This window comes from Spartinivicinus marinus (assembly GCF_026309355.1).
Taxonomy (GTDB): Bacteria; Pseudomonadota; Gammaproteobacteria; order Pseudomonadales; family Zooshikellaceae; genus Spartinivicinus; species Spartinivicinus marinus.
In genome coordinates this window covers 284,955-309,822 of record NZ_JAPJZK010000001.1, presented here as the reverse complement: position 1 = coordinate 309,822, position 24,868 = coordinate 284,955, and the positions used below count along the sequence as shown (strand labels likewise).

The following is a 24,868-nucleotide window of genomic DNA, read 5'->3' as shown; positions in this document are numbered from 1 at the left end:
CCCCATATCCGCTAGCTTTTTGCGAAAATATTTCGTCTTACTTAATCTTTAATCAGCGATAAAAACTCAAAGCGGGTATTTTCGCTTTTTCTGAATTGACCCAGCATTACAGAGGTTTTCATTACGGAGTTTTGCTTTTCAACGCCTCGCATCATCATGCACATATGCTTGGCTTCAATCACCACCGCAACTCCTTTGGCATTTGTCACTTGCTCAATGGTTTCGGCAATTTGTCGGGTCATGTTTTCTTGAATTTGCAGGCGGCGGGCAAACATGTCAACAATGCGGGCAACTTTGGATAAACCTAAGACGTTGCCTGTTGGTAAATAGGCGACATGGCACTTGCCAATAAAAGGCAACAGGTGATGTTCACAAAGCGAATAAAGCTCAATGTCTTTTACTAACACCATCTCATCGTTATCAGAAGGAAACAATGCGTCATTAACGACTTCCTCAAGACTTTGTTGATAGCCGCGAGTTAAAAACTGCATTGCTTTGGCAGCACGCGCTGGAGTGTCTTTTAAACCAGGACGGCTGACATCTTCGCCAATGGCTTCGATAATTTTACTAAATGCCTGTTCCATGATGTAACCTTGCCTAAATTTGAAGGCATACCCTACGTTAAGCTAACTAACGGGTAAAGTATTTTTTTGCCTTTTACGGCCCCCCTTTTTTTTAAGCAGAATGAACATTGAACCATTACCACCGGCATGGGCGGGAGTGGTACAAAAGGCAATTACATTGGGTAGTTGCCTGAGCCAAGTATTCAGGTAGCTTTTTAAGGTAGGGCGTTTGCCAAAGTTGCGATGGGACTTGCCATGAATGATTTTGACGCAGCGATAACCTTGGCGTTGGCAAAACTGTAAAAATTCAACCACAAGCTTGCGGGCCTCATCAATACGATAACCGTGTAAGTCCAGTTGGTAATCAATTGAAAACTTACCCTGCTTCAGTTGCTGGAAGTGACCTAACTGGATACCGGGCTGGTAATACTCTACTTTTTCTTCAGGCCCAATTAGTGGAACATAACCTTCAGACAAACCATCTACAGTTACACCGTTGGTGTCGACAGTTGCCGCTTGTTGTTTAGCTTGTTGGGTGGCTGATGGTTCTGGCAGCTCTGAGGGGATAGCGACAGTGGCTGGTTGAAAAACAAAATCCACATCATGCACTTCAGCCAAAAATTCTGCAATTTCATTGGCTGGTAATGGAGGGGGAGTGGTGTTTTTCGGCTGCTTTGGCATACTGCTTTAATACAATATATCTAAATTGCGCTACAATAGCGGCTCTAATGCTTTCACTCAAGGCTACCTTTTAAAATAGATCATATTTTTGCTGGAGTATTTTTGTGCAGCTACAACAAACCCCATCGTTTCAAGGGTTAACTACCATCCGAGATTTTATCCGCTGGGCCTATAGCCGATTTAATCAGGCCGATTTGTTTTATGGCCATGGTGCAGATAACAGCTGGGATGAAGCTGTGCATTTGGTGTTACAAAGTTTGGCGCTACCCTGGGATATAGAGCAGCCATTATTTGATTGTCATTTAACTGATGATGAAAAGCAGCATGTCGCTTCTTTAATTAATCAGCGAATTGAGCAGCGAATTCCAACAGCCTATCTGGTCAATCAAGCCTGGTTTTGTGGGTTACCTTTTTATGTAGATGAGCGGGTGCTGGTTCCTCGCTCGCCCATTGCTGAATTAATTAATAACCAGTTTCGTCCTTGGCTGGTCGCTAGCTCCGTTGATCGTGTGCTGGATTTATGTGCAGGCAGTGGCTGTATTGGTATTGCCTGTGCTTATGCGTTTCCAGAGGCGCAAGTGGATATAGCGGATATTTCAACAGATGCACTCCAGGTGGCGACCATTAATGTTGACCAGCATGAGCTGGCTCACCGAGTATCACTGGTGCAATCTGATTTATATCAAGCATTATCTCAGCATCGTTACCAACTGATCGTGAGCAATCCTCCTTATGTGGATGCTGAAGATATGGCAGATATGCCAGCTGAGTTTCATCATGAGCCGGCTCTGGGGTTAGAAGCGGGTGATGATGGGTTAGATTTAGTCAAACATATTTTAGCAAAAGCAGCTGACTACTTAACCGATGATGGGCTATTAGTGGTAGAGGTGGGTAATAGTCAGTGGGCGTTAGAAGAACAGTTTCCACAGGTGCCGTTTACCTGGGTGGAGTTTGAACAGGGAGGCCATGGTGTGTTTGTATTGAGTGCTGCGGACTGCAAACAATTTCAGCCAGTATTCCAAACTCAGATTAATAAAGCAGTTTAGGTATAAGAACAATGTCAGGAAACACATTTGGTAAGTTATTTACGGTCACTACCTTTGGTGAAAGTCATGGCCCTGCTTTAGGCTGTATAGTTGATGGTTGCCCACCAGGGTTGCCGGTTAGTGAAGCCGATTTGCAATTGGAACTGGATCGCCGTAAGCCAGGTACGTCTAAATTTACCACTCAGCGTCGGGAGCCAGATCAGGTAAAAATTTTATCGGGGGTGTTTGAGGGTAAAACCACAGGCACGCCGATAGGGCTGGTGATTGAAAATACGGATCAGCGCTCAAAGGATTACTCCAATATCAAAGACCAGTTTCGCCCTGGCCATGCAGACTATACCTATACCCAAAAATACGGCTTTCGTGATTACCGTGGCGGTGGTCGCTCGTCTGCCAGAGAAACAGCCATGCGAGTTGCTGCGGGGGCTATTGCCAAAAAATACCTGGCCCAGCAAGGAGTTATTATTCAGGGCTACTTATCTCAATTAGGTCCAATTGAGCTGGACTGTGTGGATATGAGTGGGGTTAACCAAAACCCGTTTTTTTCCGCTGATCCTGACAAAATCCCTCAGCTTGAAGACTATATGCAAGCGCTAAGAAAATCGGGAGACTCAATCGGTGCAGAAGTGACCGTGATGGCGTCAGGGTTAATCCCCGGTTTAGGTGAACCTATTTTCGACCGGTTGGATGCAGACATTGCCCATGCTCTAATGAGTATTAATGCCGTTAAAGGGGTGGAAATCGGTGATGGCTTTGCCGTGGTCAATCAAAAAGGCACTGAACATCGGGATGAAATAACCCCAGAAGGTTTTTTATCAAATCATGCGGGTGGCGTATTAGGTGGTATTTCCACTGGACAAACCCTTGTGGCCCGGATGGCTTTAAAGCCCACTTCCAGCCTGCATTTACCAGGGCGAAGTGTCGATATTCATGGTCAACCGATCGAAGTGGTGACCAAAGGTCGTCATGATCCTTGTGTTGGTATCCGAGCCACACCTATTGCCGAAGCCATGTTAGCGCTGGTATTAATGGATCATTGGCTGCGCCATCGAGCTCAAAATGCTGATGTGGTATCACCCACGCCGGTAATTTCAGGAGAGGTTAAATAGTAAGACGTTTTATGTATATTTGAATTTATTCTACAAAAAAAACCACCGTTATTATAAGGTGGTTTTTTTTGTGAGTTTAATTTTTTTAAAAGCTTAATAATAGGTGAAAGTACTAACCACAGGGTAATGGTCTGATAAGTCGCTATAGTAACCATTACTGTAAATACCCTGTCCCCAGCTACCGCTTAAATAACTCCAGTACCAGCTTTGATCTGACTTTAATGGAATAACTTCCATATTAGTAGTGCTACGAGGCTGTTTATAGCCGTTATGACTCATCACATAGTCTAAAGTGTCATTGTAAAATAAGCTGAATCCACTGGAATAAGCGTTGGCTTTCGCTACCCAATTGGTGCTGGAAGAAAATGAACCATAGTTTGATTGAATGTAATTAAGTTGGCATTGGCAAGCTGCCTTCATATCATTGACATGCTGGGACTTACTAAACTCGACATTTAAATCCCCGGCAATAATGACCGGCTGGTAGGAAGGTACCTGCAACGTATTTTTAATCCAACTATTCATTTCTTTTAATTGATTCATGCGATAATTATGGGCATCGGGTGCATCATTTTCATCCGCTTGCAAATGAGTGCCGACCACATTAAATGTCATGCCATTTTTACTGATTTTAACTAACGCAGCGCCTTTGTTAGCCCAATAGTCCCAGGTTTTAGAGTGGGAAGTTCGATAGATATAAGCATGTTGCTCAGTTATAGGATAACGACTCATAATAAATACGCCGCCTCTAATCACAACGGCACTACTAGAACAATCACCATTGAGGGAATGCCAGCCATAGCCAGAGCAACTTTGTCCGACTACGGGTGTGCTATAGGGATAAAGGTCTGCTAAATGAGAGGTAATTGTTGAATATGCACTATCTGTAAATGCTTCATTAAAAATAATAACATCAGGTAAATTATTTAATTGTCGAATAGCATTGGGTGTACGTTGCAGCCGATTACTTTGGTCCCAGTTTTGATAGCCTAATTGCATGATATTAAAAGTCATCACGCGAAGTGAGGTAGCGGCGTTGGAAACAGAGGAAAATAAAAGAGAAAGTGGTACTAATAAAACCAAAAAAGCAATGCGCTTTTTAATATTAAATAATGTCATGGTACACCTTCAAACCAGTTGTATTATTTATTTAATTAAGTGCGCACTGTGAAGGTTAGATACTATACAGATCACTTTTTTGTGTAAACGTACCTCTCATATCAGTTTGGAATAAATAAAATTAATCCCATTAGGCATGATTGTTATTTATTCGGTTTTGGTTGGTTGCAGCATTTTTTCTCACAAAACAATATAAAAAATTCAGGGTTTATTGTTGAATCAAAGAGTTAGCGTTATTTGATTGAACATGCTATTAAAGAATTTCGAACCGGTATGCCTGCAAAGTAAAGTCTTGTGAATTTGCTAAAATGCCAGGGGCGGTAAATTATGAGAGGTGTCCTTTACATTCCAAAGATAGATGCCTGTGTCAATCTTATCTTTACAACGCTTTGCTTACAGTTTCTATCTTTGGTTTATGCTGGGCTTAATAAGGCTAAAGTGATCTGAATATTCGTGTTGTCTGAATATTCGTGTTGATAGTGATAAACCCGTTAAATTAATTCCGCCAATACCTCTTTGGGTTTTAAACAGTCCATCACTTCACCACATTTTTTACTAATTTCCTGCCAGTTTTTAATATTGCAGCGGATGCGGGTAACACAGCAGGTGGGTATCATCTCGCTGAATTTGGGGTCTAAGGTTTCGATGGTTTCTTCAATGCCAGGGTTATGACCAATAATCATTAATCGCTGGCAGGCAGCAGGTGCTTGTTTAATGACATTGAAAATCGCTTTTGCTGAGGCATCATAAAGCGCTGGGTACCAATCAACCTGGTCAGGGGGAATCGCTAGCGCGGGCAATAGTAATTCTGCCGTGGCCTTGGCTCGGGCTGCTGGGCTGGCAAATACGCGATCAGGGTGCCAGTGCTTGTCGGCTAATAGCTGTCCCATTAAGGGTGCGGTTTTTTTGCCCCGTTTGTTTAAAGGCCGATCAAAGTCAGCCAGTGAGTCGTCTTTCCAGCTGGATTTGGCATGGCGTACTAGTAATAGTTCCTTCATTTATTAAGTTCCTTTAGCAGCTTGTAATAGCTCAATAAACGCCTTGGCTGCATTTGACAGTGTTCGCTCTGGATGATGAATATAGCCCAACTGTCGGTTAATAGACTGGGTGTTTATAGGTAATATTCTAAGACTATCATCTACCATTGCTTGTGGCAGCACACTCCAGGCCAGCCCTACGGCAACCATCATTTTAATGGTTTCTAAATAGTTGGTGGCCATGGCAATGTTAAGGTGTAAACCCGCTTCGTTAAATAATGATTTCACGATATGGTGAGTAAAAGTATTGCTACCTGGGAAAATAGCACTGTAATTAATTAAGTCCTCTAACGTTAGCTGCGCTTGTTTAGCCAGCGGATGGTCTGGTGCAGCAACAAATACCAATGGGTCATCCCAAATTTTTTCTGAAGTGACATTCGTGCTAGGAGTAGGCGCTAAGGTAATTACCGCTAGCTCTACTTGCCCTTGCTGAATACCCTCATAGGCCCATTCAGAGTCAATAAAGTTAATATCCAAAGCAACATCAGTGAACTGAGTGGTAAATTGCTTTAGTAAAGGCGGGAGGCGATGTAGGCCAATATGGTGGCTGGTGGCCAGGGTCAGGGTGCCTGAGATGTTACCGGTTAAATTTTGAATCTCACGCTGTGTATCTGCAATGGTGCTGATTATCTGATAAGCCTTGGGTAATAACACTTTTCCTGCTTCTGTCAGGCTAATTGTGCGGCCAACGCGGTCAAATAATTTAGCATCGAGCATTTGTTCGAGTACCGCAATGCGTTTACTTACTGCTGGCTGAGTGAGATGGAGTTTTTCTGCGGCTACTGAAAATGAACCGTTTTCAGCAACCGCAACAAATGCGTTAAGAGAGTGTGTATCCATAGGTTGTTAAGCTTGATTGATTTAGTATTCCAATTTTTTATAGACAATCTAAAAATTATTAATTTGTTTTATTTGACTGCTAAGCCTAGCATATAACAGGCATATGAAAAGCATTACAGGGTATGTAAGCCCTGCAAAAGTACCCTGGTGGCTCTGATGAGGATAACGAAAAATGACTGCTAAAACCCTATACGACAAGTTGTGGGAGATGCATTTGGTGGCTGAGCAAGATGATGGTTCGGCGCTGATATACATTGACCGCCATTTATTGCACGAAGTGACCTCGCCACAGGCCTTTGAGGGACTAAGGCTGGCTGGCCGTCAACCCTGGCGACGTGATGCTAACCTGGCAACCCCTGATCACAATGTACCTACGACAGTTGCTGAACGTCAGGCAGGGATTGATGGCATCCTTGATCCAGTATCAAAAATTCAGGTGAAAACTCTGGATGATAACTGCCAGTCATTTGGTATTACTGAGTTTGCCATGAAGGATCGCCGGCAAGGCATTGTTCATGTGGTGGGGCCTGAGCAGGGGGCAACACTGCCTGGAATGACGGTGGTTTGTGGTGACTCTCATACTTCTACTCATGGGGCTTTTGGAGCTTTAGCTCATGGTATTGGTACTTCTGAAGTAGAGCATGTATTGGCTACCCAGTGTTTGGTGGCGAAGAAAATGAAAAACATGCTGGTGAAGGTTGAGGGCAAGCTGTCTCCTTTTGTTACGGCAAAAGATATCGTGCTGGCCATTATCGGTAAAATTGGTACGGCGGGTGGTACAGGCTATGCCATTGAGTTTGGTGGTTCTGCGATTCGCTCGTTATCAATGGAAGGGCGGATGACCATTTGTAATATGGCCATTGAAGCAGGAGCTCGGGCAGGCATGGTGGCTGTCGACCAAACGACCATTGATTATGTAAAAGGCCGACCATTTTCCCCTAGCGAAGCGCAGTGGCAACAAGCTGTAGCCAGTTGGCGACAGTTGGTGTCTGATGATGGCGCTCATTTCGACAAGGTGGTAGAACTAGCGGCAGCAGAGATTCAACCACAAGTCACTTGGGGTACATCGCCAGAAATGGTGGCACCCGTGGTGAGTCGTGTCCCTGATCCTCAAGACGAAACAGATCCTACCCGTAAAGAAGGTATCCAACGCGCTCTGGAATATATGGGGCTAAAACCAGGAACGCCAATCACTGATATCAAGCTGGACCGTGTATTCATTGGTTCTTGCACTAACTCGCGAATTGAAGATTTGCGAGAAGCGGCCAAAGTCGTTCAAGGTAAAAAAGTCGCTGCCAATGTTAAGCAGGCAATGGTGGTGCCAGGGTCAGGGTTGGTGAAAGAGCAAGCTGAGCAGGAAGGGCTGGATAAAGTCTTTATTGAAGCCGGTTTGGAATGGCGTGAACCTGGTTGCTCAATGTGTTTAGCCATGAATGCCGACAAACTGGGCCGTGGTGAGCACTGTGCATCGACTTCAAACCGTAACTTTGAAGGCAGGCAAGGGTTTGGTGGGCGGACCCACTTGGTGAGTCCGGCAATGGCGGCAGCAGCGGCTATTTATGGCCATTTTGTTGATATTAGAGCGATTGACTAAGGAGTAACCCATGGAAGCATTTACCCAATTAACTGGCGTGGTGGCTCCTTTAGATCGTGCCAATGTTGACACTGACATGATCATCCCCAAGCAGTTCTTAAAGTCGATTAAGCGTTCTGGGTTTGGTCCTAACCTGTTTGATGAGTTGCGCTATCTGGATGAGGGTAAGCCCGATCAGGATTGTAGCAACCGCCCGTTGAACCCAGACTTTATGTTAAATCAGTCTCGTTACCAAGGGGCGAGTATTTTATTGGCTCGGGAAAATTTTGGTTGTGGCTCCAGCCGTGAACATGCGCCTTGGGCTTTATTGGATTACGGCTTTCGCTGTGTCATTGCGCCAAGCTTTGCGGATATTTTTTACAACAACTGTTTTAAAAATGGCATTTTGCCTATCGTGGTTGCGGATGATGAAGTTGATCAGCTATTCCAGGGCCTAGCAGTACAGGAAGGCTATCAACTGACAGTTGACCTTGAACAACAGACCATTACCAAACCTGATGGTAGTGTCATTACCTTTGAGGTAGACGACTTTCGCCGTGAATGCTTGTTGAAAGGTTTAGACGAAATAGGTCTTACATTAGCGAAGTCTGATAAAATTAAAGCATTTGAAGCGAAGTATAAACAGCAAAATCCCTGGTTATTTAGTTAAAGGTAAGTAGGTATTTAAATGAGTAAACAAATTTTAGTATTACCTGGTGATGGGATTGGACCAGAAATCGTTACTGAGGCCATTAAAGTACTGGCAGCGGTAAAAGATAAATTTCAGCTAGCGATTGACTGGCAAGAAGGCTTGGTGGGTGGTGTGGCCATTGACGCAGAGGGGGTGCCATTACCTGAGTCGACCTTGGCTCAAGCTAAAGCAGCCGATGCCATTTTATTAGGTGCTGTGGGCGGCCCTAAGTGGGATCAGCTGGAAATGGCTAAACGGCCTGAAAAAGGCTTACTGGGTTTACGAGCTGAGCTACAACTGTTTGGTAACTTGCGCCCTGCTATTCTTTATCCCCAACTGGCAAATGCTTCCACCTTAAAACCAGAAGTCGTGGCTGGCTTGGATATTCTAATTGTACGAGAACTGACGGGTGGTATCTATTTTGGTCAGCCTCGTGGTATTAAGACCTTAGACAACGGTGAGCGCCAGGGTTTTAATACTTATGTGTATAGCGAGTCTGAAATTCGTCGGATTGCAAAAGTCGCATTTGAAGCAGCTCAAAAGCGTCAGGGTAAGCTTTGTTCAGTAGATAAAGCCAATGTATTAGAAGCAACTGTCTTATGGCGAGAAGTGATGGAAGAAGTTGCTAAGGATTATCCCGATGTTGAGTTAAGCCACATGTACGTGGATAACGCAGCGATGCAACTGGTAAGAGCCCCAAAACAGTTTGATGTGATTGTCACAGGTAATATGTTTGGTGATATTTTATCGGATGCGGCGGCAATGCTGACAGGCTCTATTGGTATGCTACCTTCCGCATCACTGAATGCTGAAGGTAAGGGTATGTACGAGCCAATCCATGGTTCTGCACCTGATATTGCAGGCAAGGAAGTGGCTAACCCGCTGGCAACCATTTTATCCATTGCGATGATGTTGCGCTATTCACTGGGCTATCCAGAACCCGCTGATGCAATTGAGGCTGCTGTTAAGCAAGTATTAGCCGATGGCTTACGTACTGCTGATATTTACACAGAAGAAACAGATACCCGGCAAGTGTCGACTAAGGCTATGGGGGATGCTGTGGTTGCAGCGTTGTAACCTTTACGCAGCAAAAAATTAATACCTATTCAAAATTAATTAACTCATTAATGGGAAGTAAGCACGTATGACTAAAACATATGATGTGGCTGTGGTTGGGGCAACCGGTGCAGTCGGTGAAGCTATGTTGTCGATACTGGAGCAGCGGGATTTTCCTGTGGGTAAAATATACCCTTTAGCCAGTAGCCGTTCTGCAGGAAGTACTATCTTATTTAAAAATAAGCCAGTTGTAGTAGAAGATTTAGCCACCTTTGATTTTAGCAAAGTACAAATTGGCTTGTTTTCAGCCGGGGGAAGTGTATCGGCAGAATACGCACCAAAAGCAGCAGCGGCCAGCTGTGTGGTCATAGATAATACCTCCCACTTCCGCTATGACCCTAATGTGCCATTGGTGGTGCCAGAGGTTAATCCTGAAAAAGTAGCGGACTATACTAATTGTGGAATTATTGCTAATCCAAACTGTTCTACGATTCAAATGTTGGTAGCTTTAAAGCCATTTTATGATGCAGTTGGTATTAGTCGTATAAACGTTGCGACCTATCAAGCTGTCTCAGGAACAGGTAAAGACGCTATTAATGAGTTGGCATCACAAACAGCCACCTTATTGAATGCTAAAGGAGCAGAAGCTAAGGTTTATCCTAAGCAGATTGCATTTAATTTGCTCCCACAGATTGATGTTTTTCAAGAAAATGGCTACACCAAAGAAGAGATGAAAATGGTGTGGGAGACCAAAAAGATATTTGGCGATGAAGGTATCTTGGTTAACCCAACCTGTGTGAGAGTGCCTGTTTTTTATGGTCATTCAGAAGCAGTCCATATTGAAACCAAAGAAAAGATTACGGCTGCTCAGGCACAGGAGTTGTTGAAAAAGGCACCAGGTGTCGTTCTGTTAGATGAGCATCAAGATGGTGGTTATCCTACACCTGTTACTGAGGCTGCTGGTGAAGATCCCGTCTACGTCGGGCGTGTCAGAGAAGATATATCCTGTGACAGAGGTCTCAATTTATGGGTTGTAGCGGATAATGTAAGGAAAGGGGCCGCTCTTAACAGTGTACAAATTGCCGAGATATTGATAAAAGACTATATATAATTGATACTTACTTAACGATTTGAACCTTATTTCTAGCTTTAGTCTAACCGGTTAAGGCTAGCATTTTGTTGTATTTGCAAATCTAAGATAAGAATAGAGTGGGTAAGCGGGCTACTTACCTGCTCATTGTGTCTTATAGTTATATACAGATTGACCAATCGCGTTCAGGCTGAGTTTGTTAGAAAGCTTGCTTTTCTACAAGCTCGCCCAGCATTCACAGGAAGTCTATGTATTCATCGTTTGGGATCAATTTATGGATCGCGAGGGGAAATGTATTGACTTGCTTGTTTTTAAGGCGGTTACCAAAACAAGTGGCAAGTAGCCAAAACAAGTAGAACTGGGAAACAAATAATTGGTCGTGAAGTGTATGGCAGAAAGACCCAACTCCTTAGAAATCGCAAGACTAAATGATAATAAAGGATTGAGAATTATGGTGCGCAAGCTTGTAGTGGCAATGGCTGCAACCGGGGCCTTGTCATCTGGGGTAGTAAATGCCCTGGGCCTTGGGGATATTGCCCTCAAATCCGCCCTCAACCAGCCTTTGAATGCTGAAATTGAACTCATCCAGATTAGAGACCTGAACGCTAATGAAATATTACCCAATTTAGCTACCCGAGAAGACTTTAACCGAGCGGGTGTAGAAAGAATTTTCTTTCTAAACAACATGAAGTTTGCGACGGTGGTTCGTCCTAACGGCTCTGCCTACATCAAAGTCTCCAGTAATAAGCCAGTTCGAGAGCCTTACTTAAACTTCTTAGTCGAAGTGCACTGGCCCAGCGGTCGATTGCTGCGTGAGTACACCGTGTTGCTAGATCCACCGACATTCACTGAGCAAGCCCCAACAGCGGTTGAGGCACCCGCTACAGCTGAGCCAGTGGCTGAGCGTCCCGCTCCAGTCGCAACACCGACTACAGCTGAACCGACCACGGTTACAACAACCCCAACTGATACAGGCTTCCAGGGCGGGGATTCTTATCGGGTTCAAGCAAACGACACCCTTTATGAAATTGCCGCCAAAGTTAAGCCTTCCAGTCAAGTTACTGTTCAACAAACGATGTTGGCTTTGCAGCAGGATAACCCTGATGCCTTTATCAACAACAATATTAATCTGTTGAAGAAAGGTAAGGTACTGCGACTACCGGATGAACAGCGGGTTAGAAATGTGTCTGTTAGTGATGCAGTGACCCAAATTAAGCAGCAAAATCAAGCATGGAAGCAAGGCACAACAGAACTAGCTGCACCACAAATTGATGCGACGCCTCGAACTGATGTTGAGCCAGTGGTAACGGAAACCACACAGGATGGTAAACTGACCATTGTCACATCAACAGCCAACCAGCCAGACGAAACCGGTGCGGATACGGGACAACCTGAAGGTGTTTCTGATACGCAAGTGAGCGAGCTGAAGAATGAGCTGTCACTTGCTCAGGAAAATCTTGATAAATCACAACGGGAAATTGAAGAGCAAGGCGCAAGACTGCAGGAGTTGGAAGACCAGATTGGCACCCTACAACGCCTGTTGAGCCTGAAAGATGAGCAGCTGGCTGCTTTGCAAACGCAATTAGCAGAAGCGCAAGAACAAGCTGAACAAGCAACGCAAGCAGTGACTCCAGAAGTTGTGGTTGATAAACAGCCTGTTCAACCCACCACTACCCCAGAAACTACCCCAGAAACTACCCCAGAAACTACCCCAGAACCTAAGCCAGAGCCGGGTATTATTGACCAAGTACTCGCGAGCCCGGTGTTATTAGGAACGGTGGGAGGTGTTATTGTCATACTAGTTGGAGGGTTATTCCTCTGGTCTCGGCGGCGAGCGCAAGAAGATGAGGAGTTTTACGAAGAGTTTGAGGAGGAAGGCCTGGGGGAGGACCAAACCGTCGTTAGCGGAGTGAGCGGCGGTGGTGCTGAAGAAGCATTGGAAGTGGCAGAGGAAGAGCCAACAGAACCTGTAACACCGCAAACAGCCGATCCAATCGGTGAAGCTGATATCTATATTGCTTATGGGCGTTTCTCTGAAGCAGAGCAGTTGTTACGTAACGTAATCAATGATGAACCTTCTCGTAGCGACTTACGAGTGAAGCTGCTGGAAGTGTATGCCGAAATGCAAGATGCCAATGCGTTCAGCCAAGAGCTACAGGAGTTGCACGAGCTAGCTGATCAAGGAGCTATTCAACAGGCTGAGGCGCTAAAAGCAAAGTTTGGTGATGCGTTGGCTTCAGCAGCTCCCAGAATTGCTGCTGAGGAGAAAGATGAGTTTGCTAGCTTAGAGCAGGAGCTAACCGATGAAGCCTTGACGATGGATGATCTTGATGAAAGTTTATCCCTCGATGACTTGGATTTAGAAGGTGAGCTTAATCAACTGTCTACTACTGCTGAGACAGATGAGCTAAGTCTGGATGATTTGGAAACGAGTCTAGATGCAGAGCTTGAGGATGAAGAATTTGGTTTAGATCTTGGTAGCCTGGATGAAAGCATTGAAGAGCCTGCTGCGCTTGAAGATGAGCTTGATCTTGAGTTAAGCCTGGATGATGAAGTTGCCTCTGAAGAGGTGGCAGAAAGTCTTGATGAATTGTCTTTAGATTTGGAGCCCTCAGCGGAAGTTGAAGATCTGGACAAAGCTTTAGAGCTTGACTTGAGTGACTTAGAAGAACTGCCTACAGAAGAAGAGTTTAGCTTGGATGATGAGCTGAGCTTGGATATGGAGTCAACCTCGACTGAGCTGGAAGAGAGTTTAGATACCTCACTGGAAGACCTTGAGCTTGACTTGAGTGAAGATGCACTTGATCTGGAAGAGCCTGTAGCAATAGAAGAGCCAGTAGCGGAGATAGCAAAAGCCCCCGAGCCTCCTGTTGAGCAGCCAGCGCCGACTGAAACATTAACTAAGGCTGAAAATCTGGGGCTCTCTGAAGAAGAGGAAGCCTTTATCTTAGACTCTGACGCAATGGAAGATAATCTGGCTGACTTGGATGCAGCTACTGAAAGCCTGGCGGCGGAATTGGCAATTGATGACTTGGATATGGATGACGATATGGATGTAACTGCTGAAGCACCTGTCACAAGACCTGCCCCAGTAGAAGATCACGGCACTGCAACAGCAGTGGCTGAGCCTAAAGTACAAGCTAAGCCTGCAGTAGCAAAAGCCCCTGCTGGTCAAGAGCAGGATTATGAGTTCCTGGCTGATGCCGATGAAGCGGCGACAAAACTGGATTTAGCTCGGGCTTATATTGATATGGGAGATCAGGATGGTGCTCGGGATATTCTGGATGAAGTCATGACTGAAGGTAATGATGTACAGAAAAAAGAAGCACAGGGACTGTTGGATAGCATGGACTAGCGATAATCAGTAATATTTTCCTCACCCCAGCCCTCTGCTAAAGAGGGCGCTTAAAAATCGATGGTGGGTAGTAATCAGACAGTAGGGAGTAATGACTCAGGTGCAATCCCATGATTCAGTCGCTGATCGGCAGCCAGCGACTGAAGTGGCTCAACGCTTTGCTGCCAGTATCGAATATGATGGTTCCCATTATCATGGCTGGCAAGCCCAGCGCTCAGGTATCAAGACCGTTCAACGTGCAGTAGAGGCAGCTATCAGTGAGGTGGCTGATCATCCTCTAACAGTGATTTGTGCAGGGCGGACTGATACCGGAGTACATGGTTGTAATCAAATCATTCACTTTGATAGCACTGCAATACGCTCTGAGCGAAGCTGGGTATTTGGTGCCAATAGTAACCTTCCTAATGATATCTCAGTACGCTGGGTTAAACCGGTGGATGATAGTTTTCATGCTCGTTTTAGTGCAGTGTATCGTCGTTATCGCTATGTCATTCTAAATACCCCAGTGAGGCCTGCCCACTTACCCAATGGGGTCACCTGGAACTATCGGCCCCTGAATGTGGCCTTGATGAGTGAGGCTGCTCAGGCTTTAGAAGGCGAGCATGACTTTAGCTCGTTTCGGGCAATCGGCTGTCAGGCCAAGTCACCAGTTAAGACGATTCATCATTTGCGGGTAGAGCGCTTTGGTGACTTAATTGTTATCGATGTCAAAGCCAATGCATTTTTACATCATATGGTGCGTAATATTGCTGGGGTATTGATGGCCATTGGCTGTAGTAAACGCCCTATCAGCTGGGTAAAAGACGTATTAGCTGCTCGTGACCGAACTCAAGGGGGAGTCACTGCACCACCTTATGGCTTATATTTTGTTGATGTAGGCTATCCTGAGCAATTTGATTTACCTTCCCCTCCCTTAGGCCCATACTTTCTATCACCCTGGCTGACAGAGTAGTTAGTACTAGTCACTGGATAGAATGATTTTGTTTTGAATATCTGGGTTTTGAATAACTGGGTTTTAAATAACAGGGTTTTAAATAACAGGGTTTCGAGTTGTATATGAATCAACGTGTAAGGGTAAAAATTTGTGGTATCACTCGGCTGGTGGATGCGAAGGCAGCCGTGAATGCGGGTGCTGATGCGATTGGCCTGGTGTTTTATGAACAAAGCCCAAGAGCGGTGAATATTCCGCAAGCAGCTGAAATAGCAAGTAGCCTAAGTCCATTTATTACTACTGTTGGTCTGTTTGTGAATGCAACAACTGACTATATACAACAAGTGTTAACAGACGTACCGCTCGGGTTATTGCAATTTCATGGTGATGAGCCTGAAGTTTTTTGTCAGCAATTTAATAAACCTTATATAAAAGCCCTTCGAGTGCGAGAAGGGATGGATATTAACCGTATTATCGGGCAGTATAAGTCGGCGGCAGGTATTTTATTAGATAGCTATCGCCCCGGTATTCCTGGTGGAACCGGTGAAACTTTTAATTGGCAGTGTATTCCTGCTCATCCCAGCAAACCGATTATTCTTGCCGGTGGCTTATCTGCCAATAACGTAGCAATGGCTATTCAACAGGTGAGGCCTTTTGCTGTGGATGTAAGTGGCGGGGTGGAGCAAGCAAAAGGTATTAAGGACCCTGCCAAAATTAATGCGTTTATTCGAGAGGTTGCCAGTGTCTCAACAATACAGTGTTGAAGATCTATTAAAACTACCCGACAGCCGAGGTCATTTTGGGCCTTACGGTGGTCGTTTTGTATCTGAAACCTTGATGGCGGCATTAGCTGAGTTAGAAGAAACTTACCACAAGTTGTGGCGAGATCCAGACTTTCAAGCAGAGTTTGATAAAGACTTGGCTCACTATGTTGGTCGTCCATCTCCACTGTATTTTGCTGAGCGATGGTCTAAGCACCTGGGTGGTGCTCAAGTTTATTTAAAGCGTGAAGATTTAAACCATACCGGTGCCCATAAGGTGAATAACACCATTGGGCAGGCATTGTTGGCTAAACATATGGGCAAGCCTCGGGTGATTGCTGAAACGGGAGCCGGTCAACACGGCGTTGCCTCAGCAACCGTAGCGGCTCGCCTGGGCTTAGAGTGCCATGTCTATATGGGAGCTGAAGACGTTAAACGACAAGCGTTGAACGTATATCGGATGTCACTGTTGGGGGCCGAAGTGATTCCTGTTGAGTCAGGTTCGCGTACCCTGAAAGATGCTTTAAATGAAGCCATGCGGGACTGGGTGACCAATGTAGATAATACCTTTTACATCATTGGGACAGTGGCAGGGCCTCATCCTTATCCTCAAATGGTCCGTGATTTTCAATCAGTCATTGGTCGTGAAGCGCGTAGTCAGTGCCTTGAGCAGACTGGTAAATTACCCGATAGCATTGTGGCTTGTGTTGGGGGGGGCTCTAATGCCATTGGCTTGTTTTATCCCTTTATTGGGGATACCTCCGTTAACATTATCGGAGTAGAAGCGGCTGGCGAAGGCTTAGCCACAGGTCGACATGCAGCACCCTTATGCGCTGGTAAACCAGGGGTATTGCACGGTAATCGTACTTACTTAATGGAAGATGATGCTGGACAGATTATTCATACCCACTCTATTTCAGCAGGCTTAGATTATCCTGGCGTAGGGCCTGAACATGCTTGGTTAAAAGATACGGGTCGAGCAGAATATGTGGCTGTTACTGATCAGGAGGCATTAGCCGCATTTCATCGTTTAACTCGTATGGAAGGGATTATCCCAGCTTTAGAAAGTAGCCATGCGTTAGCTTATGTAGAAAAGCTGGCACCCACGATGGCAAAAGATCAGGTCATTGTGGTCAATTTATCAGGCCGTGGCGATAAAGATATTCATACCGTAGCGGCAATTGATGGCGTGGACTGGAGCTAACGGGGCGAACAATGAGTCGAATACAATCTTGTTTTGAACAACTGAAAAAAACACAACGGAAGGCGTTGATTCCTTATGTCACTGCTGGTGATAATTCACCTCAGCTTACTGTCCCATTAATGCATGCTATGGTGGAAGCGGGAGCCAACATTATTGAGTTAGGAATTCCATTCTCTGATCCCATGGCTGATGGACCTGTGATTCAGCAGGCTTGTGAGAGAGCGCTGTCCCACGGGGTTACGTTGTCAAACGTATTAGCGATGGTGGCTGAGTTCCGTAAGAGAGATAATCAAACGCCTGTTGTATTAATGGGATATCTCAACCCAGTGGAAGTGATGGGGTATCAAGCATTTGCTGAAGCTGCTGCTGATGCGGGTGTCGATGGTGTTTTGACAGTGGACTTACCTCCTGAAGAAGCTGGCCCGTTGGCTGATCAGCTAAAAGCAAAGGATATAGATATTATCTATCTACTGGCCCCCACGACAGCGGAAACTAGAATTAAAACCATTTGTGATAGTGCCTCTGGGTTTATTTATTACGTTTCCTTAAAAGGCGTTACTGGGGCTGCTACCCTTGATGTCGATGCAGTCAATCGTCAGCTGACACGGATTCGGCAATATACCCAGTTGCCTGTGGGTGTCGGGTTTGGTATTCGAGATGCTGAAACTGCCAAGGCAATTGCTCAAACGGCAGATGCTGTAGTTGTTGGTAGTGCAATTGTTAAAAAAATTGCAACAGGTACTGATGATCAAGCCACCATTGCTGCGGTTAAAGACCTGCTAGGCTCGATACGTCAAGCAATTGATTAAAAAGTGCTGTTTGGCGTTTGCCTCTAACCTTATTTTTGAGCAAACGTCAACCGTTCTTATATAGGGTTTTATCGTATTTTTTGTTTGTAGCGGAAGTGCTAGGGTATTGCCCCGGATTATTCATAGGGGTTCTGCATTAGCACCTCCGCTTTGTTATTTTAGGTAGCAACTTATGGCTAATTGGTTATTAGATAAATTTAATCTGCCGTCTTTGTCTGGCTCGAAAAAACACAGTAATGTGCCAGAAGGGCTGTGGAAAAAGTGCGTCAAGTGTGGGGCAATTCTGTATCAGCCAAAGCTTGAGGAAAATCTCGATGTGTGTCCAAAATGTGACCACCATATGCGGATTTCTGCTAGCACACGTTTAGATTACTTTTTAGACCCAGAAAACCGTGAGGAAATTGCTGCAGACTTAGAGCCGGAAGATCGCCTGAAATTCAGAGATAGTAAGAAATATAAAGACCGGTTAAATGCTGCACAAAAACAAACTGGGCAAAGAGATGCACTATTAGCCATGAAAGGCACCGTTCAAGGTGTGCCAGTGGCTGCAGTAGCCTTTGAGTTCTCCTTTATGGGTGGCTCAATGGGGTCTGTCGTGGGAGAGAAGTTTGTTCAGGCTGTAAATGTGTGTTTGGAGCAGCGTTGTGCTTTGGTTTGTTTTGCGGCCAGTGGTGGGGCGCGAATGCAGGAAGCATTATTTTCCTTAATGCAAATGGCAAAAACCAGTGCTGCACTGGAAAAACTAAAAGCTGCGGGTTTACCTTTTATTTCTGTTTTGACCGACCCAGTTTATGGTGGGGTTTCTGCCAGTTTAGCAATGTTAGGGGATGTTAATATTGCTGAGCCAAATGCATTGATTGGTTTTGCTGGTCCTCGAGTTATTGAGCAAACCGTTCGGGAAAAACTACCTGAAGGCTTTCAGCGCAGTGAGTTTTTATTAGAGCATGGCACGGTTGACATGATTTTACAGCGAAGCCAGCTTCGTGAGCGAATTGCCTCATTATTAGAAAAAATGACTTTTTATTTCACTGCGGAATTGGCTGCTAATGAGGTGGCAGCTGAAGAAGAGACGACAGCTGCTGTTGATCAGCCCCAGAGTGATGAAGCCAGTGAAACCAGCGAGCCAGCCGCTGAAGCAAGTACCGCAAATACGGAAGAACAACCTGCAACAGAACCTAAAAATGAGGTTTAAACAGTTACCTGAGTGGCTCTCTTGGTTAGAGGGCCTTCATCCTACTGAAATTGATCTTGGCTTAACGCGTATTCAACAGGTTTTTACCCAGCTTAATCCAGCTAAACTTGGCAAGAGGGTAGTGACGGTTGCGGGCACTAATGGCAAAGGCAGTACTATTGCCATGCTGCAGGCAATTTTGCAACAGGCGGGCTACCGGGTAGGGGTATATACCTCCCCTCACTTTTTACGCTATAACGAGCGGGTGGTGATTAATGGCCAGCCAGTATCGGATAGCCAGTTAATCGCCGCCTTTCATGCCGTTGACATCGCTAGGAAAGATATCTCCCTGACCTACTTTGAGTTTGGCTCCTTAGCAGCTTTTTGGTTGTTTCAGCAACAGCCACTAGATGTTGTATTACTTGAGGTAGGCTTGGGTGGCCGGTTAGACGCAGTCAATATTATTGATCCTGATGTCGCAGTGGTGACCAGTATTGGTTTGGACCATGAAAACTTCCTAGGTAATGAGTTAAATACGATTGCCTGGGAAAAAACCGGTATTGTTCGATCAGGCATTCCACTGATCTACGGTGATGAAACCCTGTATCCATCGGTTATCCAACGAGCTGAAACGGAACCGTTTCAGTTGTTGTGTAAAGGACAGCATTTTACTGCTGAACAGCAAACTAAGACCTGGATATTTAAAGGCAAAACAAACGTTGATGAGGCTGGGGAAGTGGTTGATTGTGAAATACCTGATCTGCCTTATCCTTCGTTGCCTTTTACCAATGCGTTAACTGTTTTGCAAACACTGCAACTGTTATCTTTACAAGTACCTTATGAAGCCATAGTGAAAGGCTTAATGGGTGCTAGCTTATTAGGTCGTTTGCAAATTGAGCATGTAACGATTAAAGATAAACCCGTTAAACTGATTTTAGATGTTGCTCATAACCCGGCTGCAGCACACATGGTGGCACAACGTTTAAAACAAGCCCATCATTCTCAGCGTGCTGTTTTTGCTGTTTTAGCTGATAAAGATGTCGAAGGTATCGTAGCAGCGATGACTCCTGTCATTAATCATTGGTATATCAGTCAGGTTGATGCCGAGCGGGCTTTCCCTATTGATGGATTGCAGGCTATTTTTGCAAATCAGGCAATAAAAAATGTGCAGTCATTTTCGCAAATTAAATTCGCCATTGAACAGGCTGTACAAGACGCTGAGCCCAATGAGGAAATTATCGTGCTAGGCTCATTTTATACTGTAGCAGAAACGTTAGCGTTAATTCCATGCTGGGTTGAGGAGCAACAATAAATAATGGATGACGGCTTAAAACAACGGTTGGTTGGGGCGATTGTTCTGGTGGCATTAGCCGTAATTTTTTTGCCGCAATTATTTGACCAGGAAACCCCTTATCAAGTGGTAAAAGTGCCTATTCCACAGCCCCCTGCATCAGTCGTGGAGCCTGCTTATATTGAGCAGCAGCGTCAGCGGGTGGCTGAGCGCCAAACAGAGCTGGTCAGTAAAGAGTTAGCCAGTAATAAAAGTGAAGAAAATGAACTACAAGACAACACTCAGCCTACCGTTGAGGAGCAAGTACCTGTTGAGCTGATAACTGATGATAGGGATATAGTTGTTGATGAAAATAATACAGCCCAGCACGCTGAGGAAAAAACCGACACTATTGAAACTGATACCCAGCAGACGATTCTTCCTAGCTTAGATCAGCAGGGAGTGCCAGTGACCTGGACATTGCAGTTAGCGACTTTTGGTAATCGAGCGAATGCTGACAAATTATTAAGAGAACTAAGGGCGGCGGGCTATAAAGCTTATAGTAAGCAAGTAGCCACTGGCCAAAAAAGCTTAACTCGGGTATATGTCGGACCATCTTTATCCAAAGACAGTGTTATTCAGCAGCAGCAGTCTATTGCTAAGCGTTGGTCATTATCAGGGTTGGTAATGCGCTTTAAACCTTAGTTTACTGCTATTAACAGTGTTGATATCTCTTTGCGAAAGTTGTTTAAAATTAGCTGTGACCACCATGGATGGTGAAAATAAAATACCTATCTCCCCTCCTTTCTTGTGTTTTGGCAAATTTACCAAACCCCTCTGCATGGTTAATTTTTATAACCGAAAAACTAAACTATAAAGTCTCTTCACTAAAGAACTGTTTTTTTATTGGATTAATACTAGCGTGTTGGTATGTAATTAATGTAAGTATTTTTTTAGATATAGCTAATATAGCCATGGGAAGGCTGTTTTAAAGAATTTAATAATAATAAAAATTAAAACCTAAAAAATCACCCAGATAAATTAACAGGTGAGGAGTTGTCTTATGTCTTCAATGGATCGCCTGGATGGCCTCAGTCGTTTAAGTCAACTGGATGACAGTAATAATCGTACAATAAGTGAAGGGGAGCTGTGTACAGCTAGCCATCGTGGCCGACGGCTTAGTTTAGCGCTTGCAACTTCTTCAGAGCAAAGGCAAATGGCTGGCTTATTTCAGCGTAGCCTAAGTGTGCCTGCGGGATGGCAGCCAAAGCAAGTGGAAGAGCCAAACAATCAGACTCTATTTCGTTGGACTGATCCGCACGGCCAGTTTTCTCGGCAGGATACCCAGCAGTTGTTGCAGGTTTTACAACAACAAAATACCCAGGCTCTTGTACTTAAAAATCCAAAACAACAACAGCTATTAAGTAATGCTTTTAAACAACTTCAGGCTTTGCAAACCTTATTGGGTCACAAAGAACAGGTTAATTTAACGGTAGCTGAAGTGGACAGTTTGCAACAAGGGTTAGCAAATTTATCTCAAGCATTGCCAAAAGGTGATTTAAAAGAACTCACCCAGTTACTGGCGGTTCAAGTAAGAGTGAAAGGGCTGTTAATTGCCAGAGATGAATTAAAAGCCCAAATGTATCAGCAATTGAAGCGTTTTGAGCAGCCCGGTAATAACTCGCAAATTAATTTATCATTACAGCTGACAGCAGGGGCTGGCTTATTTGGTCTTGACTTATTAAAAGGCAATGTAGGTATTGATGTTGGTTTGTATGTGGAGGCTGATGATGATACGGGCATTTTAGAATTTCGTACCGGTGGTTTGCAGTTAGGTATCACTGCTGGTGAAAAGAAAATTATGCAAGCTTCAGGTGATGTCAAAGTAACAAAAGGGGTGGTTTACAATGATAACTCCTTGAGTGATTTTATTGACCGACATGTAGATAATATGATGGGAGCCTTATTTACGGCTGGAGCAGGAAAAGGAGTTAAACATCTCAAAGGATGGCAAGAAAACCGTCAGTTTGCTGGTTTGCAGCAACAGGCATTAGCAGGACAGCATCGATTAAATAACTTATTGTTAAAACAGGGGTTGGCCAGTCAAGTTGAAAGTCAAGTATTGCAACCTAAAGAAATACCTTTACGAATTCCCATTGTTAAAAAGCAATTTAATGCGGGTTTACAGTTATTTCATCGAGTATTTCAGGGTACTTACTCTCGCATAAAATTCACAGGTGATGTGCATAAATATGATAGGTTGTTGGATAGTATAAAAGAGGATAGTAGTCGTATTCAGCGTTTTAAAAAGCAATATTATATGCCGAGCATTAATCGACTTGCTGAGGTTAATGAAAAAAATACTGCACAATTAGCATTACCTGACCGAGCCAAACGAATAATTGACGAGCTTGCTGCTGAGTTTGAACATTATAGCCAAATTGTGCAGTTTTGTGACTATGCTAAACAACATCCAAGGCAAGTAGATAAACAGCAACTTAAGCAAGCTAGGCAAGTAAAAACTTCAATTGAGGCCAATCGAGGTGCTAAAGGGCGTGGTGAGTTTACTAAAGCGGTAATAGTTGCTTATTCTGCACTTCAGCAAGTTTATCAAGCCAGCACATCGGCCTCCCATGCGAGTCATGAGGCAGAAAGTGTTACTCATTTTGAAAACCGTTTAAAACGACCACTTTTTCATATATCTGATAAAACCTTTTTAGAAAAATTAAGTTTCAAAGCAGATGGTGAATTTAAACGTAATTACGAAAGTGGCACTTTTGCAATATCCTTACCTGCAGAGCACGCAGCTTTAGGTATTAATGTTAATTATTTTAATACTATTAAACACCCTAACCATTATCGACAAGGGGAGTTTCTAGAGTTTAATCTTACTCTTAAGGGACAGTTGGGTTTAAATGACCTCACTAGCCTGATGGCATCTGAACGAGCTGCATTTAGCGGGTTAAATAGTATTTTTCAGGCTAATGGTAGTGATGCCAGTATTTCTGCTGAAGAAATTGCTAAACAAGTGGGCGATAGTTTAAGTTTTGCTGGTGATTTTGGGTTAGAAGCAGGCGCCAGTGTTAATATTCGGTTAAGACGCTCTGAAAATAATAAATGGGCATTGCAGTTTGTTCGTTTAGGTACCCAATCTGGTATTAATATAGCCGGTGGAGCTTCTGCGCCTGTGGCACCTGGTGTGGAAGTGGGTGGTAAAGTTAAAGTAAATGCCAGTCAAAGCACAGTACGTCGTGAATGGCTGGGAAATAACACCTTAAGTTATATTTTACCCATATTTAATACCTTGCAGGGAACGGATCAAGCCGGTCGATGGGATGCTTTTATACAGCGTCATCAAGCAGCGTTCGGTAAAATTTTCCGTAATATTGCTACTAGTAGAACGACTATCCATCAAGAAGTGCAGAGCTTATTAACGCAGATTGGTAATGGTGACTTAAAGGCTCGTCTTGAAAAAGCGGTTGCGGATTATAAGCAGCAACCGACTCAAGTGAATTTTGAGTTGGCTAACGAAGCTTTTAATGCATTTTTGTTTGAGCAGCGGGAGGTGTATAAGGCGAAGAATAAACCGCAGTGGACTGATAAAACAGGTGATGCTTGATATATCATATTTTTAATAAAAAGGTGTAACCCCTATAATCGGTTACACCTTTTTACAGTATGACGTTTGGTGATTAAAAGTGTACTGATTGATGCTTACATCTGTATACATCAGCAATTACTGATGTTGGCTGAGAACCTCTAGTCGAAATTATCTTGGTAATATGATAGCGGTTGCCACCCATCATGTAGCTTTGATTTGCCAGCTCTGGCTCAATATTTTTAGGATGTGTTTTAGGGACTGTGTAAGTGCCTAGTACTTTACAGAGGTTGTTTTCTATTTCAGCAAAAGAAATTGCACGTACTGCGTGAGCACCAGGAATCAGTGTGGTGCGGGAATTATCATTAATTGTTGCGGTTGGGGAGCTTGGGGTTCCTTCGCCGGTAGTGAGATCACAGCTGTATAGTTCTGCTACCACACCTGTTGGTTTTGACTTTATCGTAGATAAGACTTTGGAAATAAAGTAGCGGTTACCACCTTTTTGATAGGTAACATTTTTTAATTCACGAGAAACATTGTTAGGGTGAGCTTTGGTGATAGTGTGGGTACCTACAAACTGACACTCAGACTTTCTAGTGACCTCTTGCGGTGTCATAGCTTTAATGGTTTTCGCTTCAGGGAAAACAGCTATTTTCCGTGTACCACATCCGACTAGAGCGGTGCTTGCAATAACAGTCATGACTATCGTTTTTTTCAAAGTTAACATCCTGCTTATAATCCAAGTTATCTCTAAACCGTGACATACTACTATTAACTAATCAATTAATAAACATTTTATCTACTAAAAAACCTTAAATACCCTACAAATATACCTGATAGAGAGTATATGAGGGTAAATACCTATATTCTTTTAATATTAGTTTTATTTTTAGCTATTTACTCCCATTCACTTTAGCTAAACCTAAAGCCAAGAAGCTGCTCAATATTAGGAATTGCGAAAATA

21 protein-coding genes are annotated in these 24,868 nt (G+C 44.1%); 15 read left to right on the top strand and 6 right to left on the bottom strand.

Translation table 11 applies throughout. The features are described from left to right. Positions 1–41 precede the first annotated feature (41 nt). Positions 42–584 carry a GTP cyclohydrolase I FolE gene (gene folE / locus OQE68_RS01440; protein ID WP_180568509.1) on the bottom strand — a complete coding sequence of 181 codons (543 nt, stop codon included), beginning with the start codon at positions 582–584 and terminating at the stop codon, positions 42–44. Positions 585–626: 42 nt separating this feature from the next. Further along, positions 627–1,244: a Smr/MutS family protein gene (locus OQE68_RS01435; protein ID WP_180568510.1), complete on the bottom strand. Its 618-nt coding sequence runs from the start codon at positions 1,242–1,244 to the stop codon at positions 627–629. Positions 1,245–1,348: 104 nt separating this feature from the next. On the opposite strand from OQE68_RS01435, the gene prmB reads away from it, so the two are divergent. Both prmB and aroC read left to right on the top strand, forming a co-directional pair. Continuing rightward, positions 1,349–2,290, top strand: coding sequence for a 50S ribosomal protein L3 N(5)-glutamine methyltransferase (prmB, locus tag OQE68_RS01430; protein WP_180568511.1), 942 nt, complete (start codon positions 1,349–1,351; stop codon positions 2,288–2,290). An 11-nt stretch (positions 2,291–2,301) separates the two neighbouring features. Beyond that, the gene (aroC, locus tag OQE68_RS01425; RefSeq protein ID WP_180568512.1) at positions 2,302–3,399 is read left to right on the top strand and encodes a chorismate synthase; all 1,098 of its coding nucleotides are present in this window, start codon (positions 2,302–2,304) and stop codon (positions 3,397–3,399) included. 93 nt (positions 3,400–3,492) lie between these two features. Here aroC and OQE68_RS01420 read toward each other — a convergent pair whose 3' ends face one another. The 3 genes from OQE68_RS01420 to OQE68_RS01410 all read right to left on the bottom strand — a co-directional run bounded on the left by OQE68_RS01420 (position 3,493) and on the right by OQE68_RS01410 (position 6,395). Next, positions 3,493–4,518 carry a sphingomyelin phosphodiesterase gene (locus tag OQE68_RS01420; protein WP_180568513.1) on the bottom strand — a complete coding sequence of 342 codons (1,026 nt, stop codon included), beginning with the start codon at positions 4,516–4,518 and terminating at the stop codon, positions 3,493–3,495. Between the two features lie 491 nt (positions 4,519–5,009). After that, positions 5,010–5,516, bottom strand: coding sequence for a SixA phosphatase family protein (locus tag OQE68_RS01415; protein WP_180568514.1), 507 nt, complete (start codon positions 5,514–5,516; stop codon positions 5,010–5,012). Between the two features lie 3 nt (positions 5,517–5,519). Continuing rightward, on the bottom strand, positions 5,520–6,395 hold the full coding sequence (locus tag OQE68_RS01410) for a LysR family transcriptional regulator (protein WP_180568515.1): 876 nt from the start codon (positions 6,393–6,395) through the stop codon (positions 5,520–5,522). A gap of 172 nt (positions 6,396–6,567) precedes the next feature. Here OQE68_RS01410 and leuC point away from each other — a divergent pair, with 172 nt between their 5' ends. The 13 genes from leuC to OQE68_RS01345 all read left to right on the top strand — a co-directional run bounded on the left by leuC (position 6,568) and on the right by OQE68_RS01345 (position 23,925). After that, positions 6,568–7,989 (top strand): 3-isopropylmalate dehydratase large subunit, encoded by a 1,422-nt coding sequence (gene leuC / locus OQE68_RS01405; RefSeq protein ID WP_180568516.1) that lies wholly within the window; start codon positions 6,568–6,570, stop codon positions 7,987–7,989. Positions 7,990–7,999: 10 nt separating this feature from the next. Further along, a complete protein-coding gene (gene leuD / locus OQE68_RS01400) occupies positions 8,000–8,638 on the top strand; it encodes a 3-isopropylmalate dehydratase small subunit (RefSeq protein ID WP_180568517.1) in 639 nt (212 codons plus the stop codon). Positions 8,639–8,656: 18 nt separating this feature from the next. Continuing rightward, positions 8,657–9,736: a 3-isopropylmalate dehydrogenase gene (leuB, locus tag OQE68_RS01395; protein WP_180568518.1), complete on the top strand. Its 1,080-nt coding sequence runs from the start codon at positions 8,657–8,659 to the stop codon at positions 9,734–9,736. 67 nt (positions 9,737–9,803) lie between these two features. After that, complete coding sequence (locus OQE68_RS01390) at positions 9,804–10,826, top strand: aspartate-semialdehyde dehydrogenase (RefSeq protein WP_180568519.1); 1,023 nt, start codon at positions 9,804–9,806, stop codon at positions 10,824–10,826. A gap of 430 nt (positions 10,827–11,256) precedes the next feature. Next, positions 11,257–14,160, top strand: coding sequence for a FimV/HubP family polar landmark protein (locus OQE68_RS01385; protein WP_180568520.1), 2,904 nt, complete (start codon positions 11,257–11,259; stop codon positions 14,158–14,160). Between the two features lie 91 nt (positions 14,161–14,251). Further along, positions 14,252–15,112 carry a tRNA pseudouridine(38-40) synthase TruA gene (gene truA, locus OQE68_RS01380; protein WP_180568521.1) on the top strand — a complete coding sequence of 287 codons (861 nt, stop codon included), beginning with the start codon at positions 14,252–14,254 and terminating at the stop codon, positions 15,110–15,112. A 104-nt stretch (positions 15,113–15,216) separates the two neighbouring features. Beyond that, complete coding sequence (locus tag OQE68_RS01375; RefSeq protein WP_180568522.1) at positions 15,217–15,855, top strand: phosphoribosylanthranilate isomerase; 639 nt, start codon at positions 15,217–15,219, stop codon at positions 15,853–15,855. Further along, complete coding sequence (gene trpB / locus OQE68_RS01370; protein ID WP_266195430.1) at positions 15,833–17,056, top strand: tryptophan synthase subunit beta; 1,224 nt, start codon at positions 15,833–15,835, stop codon at positions 17,054–17,056. Before OQE68_RS01375 ends, trpB begins: the two co-directional genes overlap by 23 nt. An 11-nt stretch (positions 17,057–17,067) precedes the next feature. Next, positions 17,068–17,865, top strand: a complete 798-nt coding sequence (gene trpA / locus OQE68_RS01365) for a tryptophan synthase subunit alpha (RefSeq protein WP_180568524.1) — start codon at positions 17,068–17,070, stop codon at positions 17,863–17,865. Between the two features lie 172 nt (positions 17,866–18,037). After that, positions 18,038–19,057 (top strand): acetyl-CoA carboxylase, carboxyltransferase subunit beta, encoded by a 1,020-nt coding sequence (gene accD, locus OQE68_RS01360; RefSeq protein ID WP_180568525.1) that lies wholly within the window; start codon positions 18,038–18,040, stop codon positions 19,055–19,057. Beyond that, the gene (gene folC, locus OQE68_RS01355) at positions 19,047–20,348 is read left to right on the top strand and encodes a bifunctional tetrahydrofolate synthase/dihydrofolate synthase (protein WP_180568526.1); all 1,302 of its coding nucleotides are present in this window, start codon (positions 19,047–19,049) and stop codon (positions 20,346–20,348) included. Before accD ends, folC begins: the two co-directional genes overlap by 11 nt. Before the next feature lie 3 nt (positions 20,349–20,351). Continuing rightward, the gene (locus OQE68_RS01350; RefSeq protein ID WP_180568527.1) at positions 20,352–21,011 is read left to right on the top strand and encodes an SPOR domain-containing protein; all 660 of its coding nucleotides are present in this window, start codon (positions 20,352–20,354) and stop codon (positions 21,009–21,011) included. Between the two features lie 358 nt (positions 21,012–21,369). Then, positions 21,370–23,925, top strand: coding sequence for a hypothetical protein (locus OQE68_RS01345; RefSeq protein ID WP_180568528.1), 2,556 nt, complete (start codon positions 21,370–21,372; stop codon positions 23,923–23,925). Between the two features lie 73 nt (positions 23,926–23,998). Here OQE68_RS01345 and OQE68_RS01340 read toward each other — a convergent pair whose 3' ends face one another. Next, positions 23,999–24,622, bottom strand: coding sequence for a hypothetical protein (locus tag OQE68_RS01340; protein ID WP_219340028.1), 624 nt, complete (start codon positions 24,620–24,622; stop codon positions 23,999–24,001). Positions 24,623–24,868 lie beyond the last annotated feature (246 nt).